Origin of the sequence: Mesorhizobium sp. M7A.F.Ca.AU.001.01.1.1 (genome assembly GCF_004022735.1) — a bacterium.
In the GTDB taxonomy this organism is placed as follows: domain Bacteria; phylum Pseudomonadota; class Alphaproteobacteria; order Rhizobiales; family Rhizobiaceae; genus Mesorhizobium; species Mesorhizobium ciceri.
This window is the reverse complement of sequence record NZ_RZPF01000116.1, coordinates 1-11,628: the sequence shown is the minus strand read 5'-3', so window position 1 is coordinate 11,628 and position 11,628 is coordinate 1. Positions and strand designations below refer to the sequence as shown.

The window sequence follows — 11,628 nt, the reverse complement described above, 5'->3', positions numbered from 1 at the left end:
GTTCAAGAAAGGCCCGTTCAAGCCTGCAGCAGCGCCAAAGCCTGCTGCGCCGGCAATCGCGAAGGTGCGGCGCTCGACCCAGAGCTATTGAATTTCAGGAGCGGCGCGGCTCGGGTACGAAGAAGCAGATCAGCCAGCGGGCGGCGGCAACTACTACGATATCGGCGCGCATTCCGTTGTCTACGGCTGGCAGCCGATCGACAGGCCGACACAGCCGTAAGCGCTTATCGTATCAGCAGCGCCGTGCCCCAAAGCCCAAGTGCGAACACCGTATGCGACACCAGGTTCAGCGCCCGGATCCGCATCGGGTTGGGCCGCTTCGAGGCGGCCCAGCCGGCGCCCATGCCGGGTGCCAGCAGGAACCAGCCGGCGCCGACGGTGACAATGCCGAGGATGAAGGCCGGCAGAAATGTCGGCGCGGCAAGCCAGCCCGCTCCGGCCAGCACCACCAGGATGATGCCGTAGATGATGCCGACAAAATAGTGAAAGGCCCAACCCAGCGCCTTTTCATGCGCGTATGGTGCTGTATCGCCGATATCGTCGTGAAAGACCTTGTCACGGAGATGCCAGACCCAGCGGCCGACCGGCCCCCAGTTCGGCCGTGGCTGGCCGAACGCCTTGTGCAGGAAGATGGCCCAGAGATCCATCAGCACGGTGGCGCCGACGCCGATCGCGATAGCGCGCCAGAAGATGTCAAACATCGCTAGGATCCCCCCAAAGCAAGCCATGAACCACAAGCGCCATCGCCGTTGCGGCCGAAGGCGCACTGAAGTTCAGAGCTGTCCCAGAATATGGGCCGCGCCGGACTCGTCGACACCGGGCTTGGTCTCGACATTGAGCGCGGTGACCTTGCCGTCGTCGACGATCATCGAAAATCGTTTCGAACGCAGCCCCATGCCGCTGGCGGAAAGGTCATTGTCGAGGCCCACTGCCTTGGCGAAATCGCCACTGCCGTCGGCCAGGAACAGGATCTTGCCCTCGCCGCCGGTGAAGCGCGCCCAGGCGCCCATGACATGGACGTCATTGACCGAGACGACGGCGATGGTGTCGACGCCGCGCGCCAGGATGGCGTCATGGTTCTCGAGATAGCCGGGCAAGTGGTTGTTGCTGCAGGTCGGCGTGAAGGCGCCGGGAACTCCAAACAGAACGACCTTTTTGCCCGGGAATATCTCGGCCCCGGTGATCGGCTTGGCGCCGTCGTCGGTCATCGTCTTGAAGGTCACGTCAGGCAGCTTGTCGCCAACGGAAATGGTCATGGATTCCTCGCTTGGGAAATGGGGAAGGACGTGTCTTTGCGTAGCGAACCCAACGGCTTCCTGCAACCGTTGCGATGGGCTGGATCAAGGGAAAGGCAGAACCCCTTCGACAGCGCCCGCCGCACTCGTCAGCGTATAGTGAAGCCCGCCATCAGTCGGCGTCGTCGAGGGGCGGTCGAGGATCGGCACGGTGAAAATCAGCTTGCCGTCCTTTTCGCTGCGGGCCGGGGTGCCGAACATGTAGTCCTGCTCGCCGGCAACGAAGAAATCCGCCGCCGCCGGATCGCCGGGAAAGCTCGCCTCGACAATCAGCGTCTCATGGTCGCCCGGCAGCACATTGATGCCGAAATCGGACCTCGCGGGCGCAGGCAGTGCCGTAAAACTCGCCTTCACCAGCGCCGCGTCCTCGGCATTGTCCGGATCGGAGGCGGGGTCGACGGTCAGCCGCGTCTGCACCGGAATGCAGATCGTTTCGCAGATGCCGAGAAAGATGTCGGCATCGATCACCGCCGGCTGGTTCGGCGTCGCCAGCGTGAATGTCACCGGCAGAGAGACCGGATAGTTGTAGCCCGCCCATTTGCCATAGCCGTCGTCATGGCGCTGCGGCGCCGGAAACGACAGAGCGGCGTCGGCGACGTTGGTGCTGGCCGAAATGTCGAGTTGCGGCGGCACGCCCGCGTCTCCCGGATCGCGCCAATATGTCTTCCAGCCGGGCTTGAGCGCTATGTCGAGAACGCCCTGTATGCGGCCGGCATCGTCGGCTTTGCCTGATGTAACCAGCCGGACCTTGCCGCCTTCGCTGTTGTACCACGCCGACGAAGAGGCGGCGGCGGGAAGAGCGGTGGCCGATCCGATGCCGGCGCCGAGCAGCAGGATTTTCAAGCTTCGCATGGCGGTGATTTGATCGTCCGTTCGTGGCCGCGCAATGATTTCATGGCCTTGCCGGTATCATATTTGCGTGACTTCGAGGGAGAAGAATGTTCGAGCCGCCGCCACAGGCTTTGGTCGAATCCAGCACGGCGCATCTTTTCGGCGCTTTGGAAACGCGTTACGCTCCCTTCATGGACTTGTTGCGCCACAAGAAGACGGTCGCCAGTCGCGGCTTTCTCGACGATCAGTTCCTGATTGCCATGCCCGGCATGAAGGACGACCGTTTCACGCGCTCGGTCATCTATGTCTGCGCCCATTCCGATGAAGGCGCCATGGGCCTGATCATCAACCAGACGCAGCAGATGCTGTTTCCGGACTTGCTCGTGCAACTGGGCATCATGAACGAGCAGGAGGCAATCCGCTTGCCGGCTCAGGCCCGCGATTTCGTCGTGCGCAATGGCGGCCCCGTGGATCGCAGCCGGGGCTTCGTCCTGCATTCGGGCGACTATCGGGTGGAATCATCGCTGACCGTTTCCGACGACATCTGCCTGACGGCGACCGTCGACATATTGCGCGCCATATCGTCCGGCCGCGGGCCTCGTCATGCGCTGATGGCGCTCGGCTATTCCGGCTGGGGCGCGGGCCAATTGGAGACCGAGATCGCAGAAAATGGCTGGCTGACCTGTCCGGCCAGTGCCGAGCTTCTGTTCGACACCGATATCGAGCGCAAATACGACCGGATCCTCGCCTCGATCGGTATCGACCTTGCGCATCTCAGCCTCGCTGCCGGACACGCCTGATCCGTTTACGCTTGCGTCAGCGGATACTGCTCTTTCAGCGTCTTCAGCACCTGGTCGCCCGGCATCGGCGCGCCGAACATGAAGCTCTGGACATATTCGCAGCCCATCTGGCGCAGTTCCAGCGCGTCGCTCTCGTCCGAAATGCCCTCGGCGACGACGGACAGGCCGAGTTCATGCGCCATGTTGACCATCGATTTCAGCAGCACCGCGCGCTTGGGCGTGTTGTCGTCGACGAAGCTCTTGTCGATCTTGATGGTGTCGAAGGGGAAACGCGTCAGATAGGCCAATGACGAATAGCCGGTGCCGAAATCGTCCAGCGACAGGCCGATGCCGAGCTGCTTCAGCTTGGTCAGCACATGGGCGGTCTGCTCGGGATTGTCCATGACAAGCGATTCGGTGAGTTCGAGCCGGAAGCAGCGCGGCTTCAGGTTGGCCCGAGCGATGACCGAGCGGACGTCGCTGACCAGGTCGCGGCGGATCAACTGGCGGCTGGACAAATTCACCGAGACCGACAGCGGCGCGTCGCCGATCTGCTTTTGCCAGCTGGCGAGGTCTTCCGCCGCCTGCTGCATGGCAAACAGGCCGAGCTGCACGATCAGGCCGCAGCTTTCGGCGACCGGGATGAAATCCGCCGGCGGGATCATGCCGCGGCGCGGGTGGTCCCAGCGCAGCAGCGCCTCGAAGCCGGCGACGCTGCCGTCCTCGAGCCGGACGATCGGCTGGTAGGCAAGGGTGAATTCGCGCCGCTCGATGGCGCGGCGCAGGTCGGATTCGAACTGCAGCCTGTCGGTGCCGACAGTGCGGAAAGCCGGACGGAACGGCTCGATTCTGTCGCCGCCGAAGCGCTTGGCCTGATGCATGGCAAGCTCGGCATCCTTGACCATGTCCTCGGCCGACATCTGTGGCGAATTCCAGGTGATCAATCCGATCGAGGCGGTCAGCACGATCTCGCGCTTGGCAAAGGTGATCGGATTGTTGATGGCATGCTTGATGGCATCCGCCACGGCGGCGATGCGGGCCGGGTCCTGTTCGGACAACAGCATCAGCGCGAACTGGTCGCCGGCAAAGCGCGACAGCGAGTCCTTCGGCTTGAGCAGCCGGTGCAGGCGGCGCGCGATGGTCAAGAGGATGGTGTCGCCGGCCGAGATGCCGAGCCCGTCGTTGACCTGCTTGAAACGGTCGATGTCGATGACGAAGACGGTCGGGCGCACCTTCTCTTCGGTGCGCGCGATCGAGATGATCGCTTCCAGCCGGTTCATCAAAAGTTCGCGGTTCGGCAGGCCGGTCAGGTTGTCGTGCACGGCATCGTGCAGCAGCCTTTCCTCGGACTTTTTCTGCTCCGTCACGTCGACCATGGTGCCAACGCAGCGGATGACTTCGCCGTCGGATCCGATGACCGGGCGCGCACGCAGCGAGAACCAGTGATAGTGGCCGTCAGCGCCGCGCAGGCGGAAGTTCTGCGACACCCGGCCGCGCCGGTGCTCGAGCACGACGTCGAGCGTCGTGCGGAACGTGTCGCGGTCGTCGGCATGCAGCACCGGCAGCCAGTTACGCGCCGCACCGCCGAGGCTGTTCGGCGCCAGCCCGAGTTGGATGCTGACATCGGGCTTGGTGACGACGCGGTCGCGCAGCACGTCCCAGTCCCACACCGTGTCGCCCGATCCGGCCACGGCAAGCGCCTGCCGCTCCAGGTCGGAGAACAGGCCCTGATGCAGCGCGCCGCCGGCAAAGGCATGCTGCATGACGGTGAAGCCGATCAGCAGGATGATCAGGATCAGCCCGCCGCCCAGGGCCGGCTGGGCGATGTCGTTGTCGAGCATGCCGGTGATCGCCATCCACGACCCGCACAGCCACAACAGCACCATGACCCAACTGGGCACCAGCATGATCGCACGATCATAACCACGAATCCCGAGGAAGATGATCAGGCCAAGCCCCGTCAGTGCGGTGGCGGCGAAGGACAGCCTGGCGATGCCGGCGGCGACCGCGGGATCGACGATCGCAACGCCGGCGATCAGCACCAGCCCGAGGATCCAGACCAGTGCGCCATAACTGAAATGGCCGTGCCATCGGTTGAGGTTGAGATAGGCGAACAGGAACACCACGAAGGTTCCCGCCAGCGCCACCTCCGTTCCCGCCCGCCACATCTGCTCATTGCCGGGCGAGATCTCGATGACCTTGTTGAGGAAGCCGAAATCGACGCAGATATAGGCCAGTACCGCCCAGGCAAGCGCGGCGGTCGCGGGGAACATCGAGGTCCCCTTGACCACGAAAAGGATGGTCAGGAACAGCGCCAGCAGGCCCGCAATGCCGATGACGATGCCGCGAAACAGCGTGTAGGAATTGACCGAGTCCTTGTAGGATTCGGGATCCCAGAGGTAGACCTGCGGCAGCTTCGGCGAGGCCAGTTCGGCGATGAAGGTGATCACCGTGCCGGGGTTCAGCGTCACCCGGAAAACGTCGGCGTCGGGACTGGTCTGGCGGTCGAGCGCGAAGCCTTCGCTGGGCGTGATGGCAGCGATGCGGGTCGAGCCCAGATCCGGCCAGAAGATGCCGGAATTCACCAGGCGGAAATGCGGTGCGACGATCAGCCGGTCGAGCTGCTGGTCGGTGGTGTTGGCGAGCGCGAAGACAGCCCAGTCGCCGGTCGAACGGGCATCATTGGCCTCGACCTCGATGCGCCGCACGATGCCGTCCGGACCCGGCGCGGTCGACACCTGGAAATTCTCGCCCTGGTTGCGGTAGATCTCGACGGCGCCGGAAAGGTCGAGCGCGACGTCGTCGCGGGCGATCTTGATCGGCTCGACGGCGAAGGCCGACGATGCCGCCCACAGCGTCAGGAGTATCGCGAGGACAATGGCGAACAGCGGCCCGTTGCGCAGGAATTTCGTCAAAAATCAGTCCTTCGTTCCAACGCCCGGCGGATCGTCCGCGATCCGGGCGTAGAGGTAGTGGTCCTGCCAGATGCCGTTGATCCTGAGATAGGATCGCAGCAGTCCTTCGCGCCGAAATCCGGCTTTTTCAAGCACGCGGATCGACCTGATATTGTCGGGAATACAGGCCGCTTCGATCCGGTGCAACCTCAGCGTATCGAAGGCGAAGCGGGTCACCACCTTGACCGCGTCGGTCATCAGGCCGCGGCCGCCGAAGCGCTCGCCGATCCAGTAGCCGACATGGCCGCTTTGCGAGACGCCATGGCGTATGTTGCCGAGCGTGATGCCGCCGGCAAGCTTGCCGCTGCTCCTCTCGAAGATAAAGAAGGCGATAGCGGTTCCCTGAGCATAATCCTCGCGGTAGCGGCTGATGCGCAGCCGCCATGCGTTGCGGTCGAGTTCATCGGGAGTCCAGCGTGGCTCCCATGGTTCGAGGAAAGCGCGGCTTTCCCCGCGCACCGCCGCCCACTCGCGATAGTCGTTGGTGAACGGCACGCGCAGCGTGACACGGTCGCCTTTCAGTGCCGGCAGGTCACGGCGAAAGAAAGGGAGCGCGAACATGGCGCTTTGAGGGGCTTAGACGGCGAGCTTGCGGGCCGCGGTCTGCGTGCCCGCGAGCGATTCGAGAATCGCCTCGTAGGGCGCCAGTGTGCCCACAGGCCCGACAGCGGTAAGCGTCGGCTTGGTCGAGAACAAACGCGACGATAGATCGGTCAGCCGCTCGATCGTCAGCGCCGACAGCCGTTCCATCAGTTCCTCCTTGGCGATCGGCCGGCCGAACAGAAGCAGTTGCCGTGCGATCTGCGAAGCGCGGCTGGCCGGGCTTTCGGCTGACATGATCAGTCCGGCGCGATATTGGGCGCGCGCCCGGTCGAGTTCTTCCTGCAGGATCTTCTCACCGGCCTTCTGCAGTTCGTCGATGATGACAGGCACCAGTTCGGCGATGTCGCTCTGGCCGGTCGCTGCATGGACGCCGAAGACGCCGGTGTCGGAAAAGCCCCAATGGAAGGCATAGACCGAGTAACACAGGCCGCGCTTCTCGCGGACCTCCTGGAACAGGCGCGACGACATGCCGCCGCCGAGGATCATCGACAGCACCTGCGAGGCGTAGAAGTCGCGCACATGATAGGCCCGGCCTTCGAACCCCAGCACGATCTGCGCGTCCATCAGGTCGCGGTCCTCGCGAAAATCGCCGCCGACATATTGCGCATATTGCGGGATGGTGCTGTCGGCCTTGCTGCGGAAGCCGCCGAGCTGCTTTTCGACCTCGCGCACGAAATTGTCATGCTTGATGTCGCCGGCGGCGACAATCACCATGCGCTCGGCGCCATATTGCCGCTCTATGAAGTCGTGAAGTTGTTTCGAGGTGAAGGACTTGACCGTTTCGGGCGTGCCGAGAATGGAGCGCCCAATCGTCTGATGGCGATAGGCGGTTTCCGTGAAACGGTCGAAGACGATGTCGTCGGGCGTGTCGTGCGCGGCGCCGATCTCCTGCAGGATCACATGCTGTTCGCGTTCGAGTTCCTGCGGGTCGAATTCGGACTCCTGCAGGATGTCGGCAAGAATGTCGACGGCTAGCGGCACGTCGTCGGAGAGCACCCTGGCATAGTAGGAGGTGGTCTCGACGCTGGTGGCGGCGTTGATTTCGCCGCCGACGTCCTCGATCTCCGAGGCGATTTCGAAGGCGCTCCGCCTTTTCGTGCCCTTGAACGCCATGTGCTCGAGCAGATGGGCCATGCCATGCTCGTCGTCACGTTCATTGCGGGCACCCGACTTCACCCAGGCACCAAGGGCAACCGATTCGATGCTTTGAAGGGTTTCGGTGGCGACTGTCAGGCCGTTCGACAGACGGCTTACCTCAACACCCATATGGCTACTACTCCCTAACGCGCCGCCCGCGCGCGGCGGCCGACGTAATCTTCCACCATTTTCAGGTCGGATGGAAGTACCGTGTATTTTTCCTCCGATGTCATCAACCCACCTAGCCATGCGGGCAGTGCGGGCGACACGCCGCTGGCGGCTTCGACGGCGGCCGGGAATTTTGCCGGGTGTGCTGTACCCAGCACCACCATCGGCACGGCGCCTGACGCCTTGCCTGCGGCGACATGCACGGCTGCCGCAGTGTGCGGATCGAGCAGATAGTTGCTGGTCGCGAGCGTCGAGCGGATGGTGGCGGCGACCTCGTCCATATCAGCGCGGCCGGCGTCGAATTCGGACCGCATCCCGGCGATTTGGTGGGGTTCGATGGTGAAAGCACCGGACTGCTTCAGGCCGTCCATGTAGCGCCGCACGGTCGCGGCGTCACGGCCGGAGGCCTCGAACAGCAAGCGTTCGAAATTCGACGACACCTGGATATCCATCGACGGCGACGTGGTCGCAAAGACGCCCTTGGTGCGGTATTCGCCGGTCGAAAAAGTGCGCGCCAGGATGTCGTTGTCATTGGTGGCAATGACCAGCCGATCGATCGGCAAGCCCATCTTCTTGGCGGCATAGCCGGCAAAGATATCGCCGAAATTGCCGGTCGGCACGGTGAAGGAAACCGGCCTGTCCGGCGCGCCGAGCGACAGCGCCGAGGAGAAATAATAGACGATCTGGGCCATGATGCGGGCCCAATTGATCGAATTGACGCCCGAAAGCGCCACCCGGTCGCGAAAGCCGTGATCGTTGAACATGTCCTTGAGCAGGCCCTGGCAATCGTCGAAATTGCCTTCGATCGCCAGCGCATGGACATTTGCAGCCGTCGACGTCGTCATTTGCCGCTGCTGCACCGGCGAGACGCGGCCATGCGGGAAAAGGATGAAGATGTCGGTCCGGCTGCGACCGGCAAAGGCATCGATGGCAGCCCCGCCGGTATCGCCCGAGGTGGCGCCGACGATGGTGGCGTGCTGGTCGCGTTCGGCAAGCACATGGTCCATCAGCCGGGCCAGAAGCTGCATCGCCACGTCCTTGAAGGCGAGCGTCGGCCCGTGGAAGAGTTCCAGGACGAAGGTGTTGGGGCCGGTCTGCACCAGCGGGCAGACAGCCTCGTGGCGGAAGGTGGCATAGGCTTCGCGGACCAGCCGCTCGAAGACGGGCGCCGGGATTTCGCCGCCAAGGAACGGCGACAGCACGCGGATGGCAAGGTCGGGATAGGCAAGGTCGCGCATGGCGCGGATCTCGGCGGCGGAAAACTGTGGCCACTCGCGCGGCACGTAGAGCCCGCCGTCGCGCGCCAGCCCAGCCAGCACGGCGTCGGAAAATCCAAGAACGGGGGCTTCCCCGCGGGTACTCACATAGTGCATGTCACAATTCCGTTACTGCCTGGCTTTTTCCGTCCACCGCAAGGTGGTTAATTCTGCACTGGCTCAGTCGCATTTTTGCCGCGCGGTTGATATACGTCACCAGCTTTGCGAGAGGGAAGTGCAGTTTCATGGCGTTTCGTACATTCAGTGGTCGCTTTTTGGCGGGTCTTGCGCTCACCGGCTTTATGCTTGCCGCCGCCGGCTGCCAATCGGGCGACAATGGCATCCTGAACCTCGGCATCGGCAAGAAGGAGGACCCGACGGCGCCACCGCCGCCGCAGGATCCCAAGATCCTGGCCAGCCAGTTGCAGGCCTATTGTCCCAGGGTGACCGTGCGCGACGGCACGGCCTTCTTCAACACCTATTCCAGGGAAGCTCAGAAGCCCAAGCCCAGGATCAAGAAGACCGGCGATGCCGCGCAGGATGCCGCGGCCCAGGCCGAGGCTGACGCCGCTGCTGCAACGCCGCCCGACGATTCGGCCAATATCATCTACCAGGCGTCGGTCAGCGACGTGACACGCGACTGCAGCCGTGCCAACGGCCAGTTGGCGATGAAGATTGCGGTCGCCGGCAAGATTGTCCCCGGACCGAAGTTTTCTCCAGGCACGATCACCATGCCGATCCGAACGGCGGTGATGCACGGCACCCAGGTCCTCTATTCGCAGCTCCACCAGTATCAGGTCCAGGTCACCGATCCTTCCGTTGCCACGCAGTTCGTCTTCACCGATTCCAATGTCGTCGTGCCCGAGCCGACGGCCCAGGATTATCAGGCCTTTGCCGGCTATGACGAAACCGCGCATCAGGCAACGGCCAACAAGTCGAAGAAGACCCGCCGCAAGAGGGCTGCCGCGACGAACTAGGTCTCGGCAGTTGCATGAGGCGTGCGTCGCGGCGCACGCTTCTCAGGCGTCCGACCACTCCGACAGCGCGGCGATCACGCTTTTCAACTCTGCCCAGCGGCGGATCACCGTTTCGGCGCCGGCCTCGGTGAGCGCGTCGGCATGGCCGGGATAACTGTGTCCCGCGCCGGTGAAGCCGATCACCCGCATGCCCGCCGCCCTTGCGCCGTGGACGCCGTGCACGGAATCCTCGATGACGAAAGTGTTCGCCGGGTTGGCGTTGAGTTTCTCCGCCGCGAACAGGAACACGTCCGGCGCCGGTTTCGTTTTCGCGGTCGGTGTTTCCATCGCCGAAAAAATCCGGTCGGTGAAAAACGGCAGAAGATGCACCTTTTCCAGCATGAATTCGATCCTCTCGGAGCGTGAATTCGAGCAGACGCAGCGCGGCACGGTTACCGCGGCAACGGCCTCGCGCGCGCCATCGATGGCGCGGACGTCACTGCGCAGTTTGCGGTCGACCAATTGTTCCTCCCTGTCGATCAGAGAGGCTTGGAAGGGAATGCGGGACTTTTCCTCGACCCGCAGCATGATGTCCTTGAAGGTCAGGCCGGCATAGCTCTCCGAAATCTCCTCAGCCGATATCTCGTATCCGGCCAAGGTCAAAAGCTCGGCGTCGACGCGGGCGGCGATGATCTCGGAATCGACGAGCACGCCGTCGCAATCGAAGATGACAAGGTCTGGCTGGGGCATGGTGATCCGGACAATGGGAGGGCGAAGTGGCCTCGGAAGGCTCAGGCGGCGCGGCATACACCAACAGGGCCGCCTTCGCAAATTCGCCACACCAGTCCCTTGCCTTCACGGAATATTTACGCTGATCGGTAACCATAACCAGGAGTAAACAGTAACGCGTGCCTTGGGTGTCAGAATGTCTGCCGTGCGTCTTCTCGACGAGCTTTCCCACGCTCCCCAGCAATCCGAATGGCTGGACACGATCCTCAAGGGCGACTGCGTCGCCGCGCTAGACCGGCTGCCCGAAAAATCGATCGACGTCATCTTCGCCGATCCGCCCTACAATCTGCAGCTCGACGGCGACCTGCACCGCCCTGATCAGTCGAAGGTCGACGCCGTTGACGACGATTGGGACCAGTTCGAGAGTTTCGAGGCCTATGATGCTTTCACGCGTGCCTGGCTGCTGGCGGCGCGCCGGGTGCTGAAGCCCAACGGCACCATCTGGGTCATCGGCTCCTATCACAACATCTTCCGTGTCGGCGCCAAGATGCAGGATCTCGGCTTCTGGATCCTAAACGACGTCGTCTGGCGCAAGACCAACCCAATGCCGAATTTCCGCGGCCGCCGCTTCCAGAACGCGCATGAGACGATGATCTGGGCCACGCGCGACCAGAAGGGCAAGGGTTACACCTTCAACTACGAAGCCATGAAGGCGTCCAACGACGATATCCAGATGCGCTCCGACTGGCTGTTTCCGATCTGCACCGGCGGCGAGCGGCTGAAGAACGACAATGGCGACAAGCTGCACCCGACGCAGAAGCCGGAAGCGCTGCTTGCCCGCATCATGATGGCCTCGACCAAACCGGGCGACATCGTGCTCGATCCGTTCTTCGGCTCCGGCACCACCGGCGCGGTGGCCA

Annotated in this window: 12 protein-coding genes; 3 read left to right on the top strand and 9 right to left on the bottom strand. The window is 63.2% G+C overall.

Annotated elements, in window-relative coordinates; genetic code table 11:
- Nucleotides 1–224 precede the first annotated feature (224 nt).
- From EN884_RS09925 to EN884_RS09915, 3 genes are all read right to left on the bottom strand, one after another.
- Nucleotides 225–701, bottom strand: coding sequence for a DUF2938 domain-containing protein (locus EN884_RS09925; protein ID WP_013532768.1), 477 nt, complete (start codon nt 699–701; stop codon nt 225–227).
- Between the two features lie 72 nt (nt 702–773).
- Nucleotides 774–1,256 carry a peroxiredoxin gene (locus tag EN884_RS09920; RefSeq protein ID WP_027164142.1) on the bottom strand — a complete coding sequence of 161 codons (483 nt, stop codon included), beginning with the start codon at nt 1,254–1,256 and terminating at the stop codon, nt 774–776.
- An 84-nt stretch (nt 1,257–1,340) separates the two neighbouring features.
- Nucleotides 1,341–2,147, bottom strand: a complete 807-nt coding sequence (locus tag EN884_RS09915; protein WP_063167685.1) for a protein-disulfide reductase DsbD domain-containing protein — start codon at nt 2,145–2,147, stop codon at nt 1,341–1,343.
- Between the two features lie 170 nt (nt 2,148–2,317).
- Here EN884_RS09915 and EN884_RS09910 point away from each other — a divergent pair, with 170 nt between their 5' ends.
- Nucleotides 2,318–2,926 carry a YqgE/AlgH family protein gene (locus EN884_RS09910; RefSeq protein ID WP_013532765.1) on the top strand — a complete coding sequence of 203 codons (609 nt, stop codon included), beginning with the start codon at nt 2,318–2,320 and terminating at the stop codon, nt 2,924–2,926.
- Between the two features lie 5 nt (nt 2,927–2,931).
- On the opposite strand, the gene EN884_RS09905 is transcribed toward EN884_RS09910, so the two are convergent.
- Genes EN884_RS09905 through EN884_RS40100 form a run of 5 tightly spaced genes read right to left on the bottom strand, consistent with a single transcriptional unit; the run spans nt 2,932 to nt 9,270 of the window.
- Nucleotides 2,932–5,820: an EAL domain-containing protein gene (locus EN884_RS09905; protein WP_063167686.1), complete on the bottom strand. Its 2,889-nt coding sequence runs from the start codon at nt 5,818–5,820 to the stop codon at nt 2,932–2,934.
- 3 nt (nt 5,821–5,823) lie between these two features.
- Nucleotides 5,824–6,420, bottom strand: a complete 597-nt coding sequence (locus tag EN884_RS09900) for a GNAT family protein (protein ID WP_013532763.1) — start codon at nt 6,418–6,420, stop codon at nt 5,824–5,826.
- Nucleotides 6,421–6,435: 15 nt separating this feature from the next.
- Nucleotides 6,436–7,728: a pitrilysin family protein gene (locus EN884_RS09895; protein ID WP_013532762.1), complete on the bottom strand. Its 1,293-nt coding sequence runs from the start codon at nt 7,726–7,728 to the stop codon at nt 6,436–6,438.
- Nucleotides 7,729–7,742: 14 nt separating this feature from the next.
- Nucleotides 7,743–9,140, bottom strand: coding sequence for a threonine synthase (gene thrC / locus EN884_RS09890; RefSeq protein WP_013532761.1), 1,398 nt, complete (start codon nt 9,138–9,140; stop codon nt 7,743–7,745).
- 1 nt (nt 9,141) lies between these two features.
- Nucleotides 9,142–9,270 (bottom strand): hypothetical protein, encoded by a 129-nt coding sequence (locus EN884_RS40100; protein ID WP_263499029.1) that lies wholly within the window; start codon nt 9,268–9,270, stop codon nt 9,142–9,144.
- On the opposite strand from EN884_RS40100, the gene EN884_RS09885 reads away from it, so the two are divergent.
- Nucleotides 9,269–10,000, top strand: a complete 732-nt coding sequence (locus tag EN884_RS09885; RefSeq protein WP_013532760.1) for a hypothetical protein — start codon at nt 9,269–9,271, stop codon at nt 9,998–10,000. The two genes, EN884_RS40100 and EN884_RS09885, sit on opposite strands and share 2 nt — an antisense overlap.
- A gap of 42 nt (nt 10,001–10,042) precedes the next feature.
- Here EN884_RS09885 and EN884_RS09880 read toward each other — a convergent pair whose 3' ends face one another.
- A complete protein-coding gene (locus tag EN884_RS09880; protein ID WP_013532759.1) occupies nt 10,043–10,729 on the bottom strand; it encodes an HAD family phosphatase in 687 nt (228 codons plus the stop codon).
- Between the two features lie 175 nt (nt 10,730–10,904).
- On the opposite strand from EN884_RS09880, the gene EN884_RS09875 reads away from it, so the two are divergent.
- Nucleotides 10,905–11,628: site-specific DNA-methyltransferase (locus tag EN884_RS09875; RefSeq protein WP_164894961.1), on the top strand; the 724-nt coding region annotated here is incomplete at its 3' end.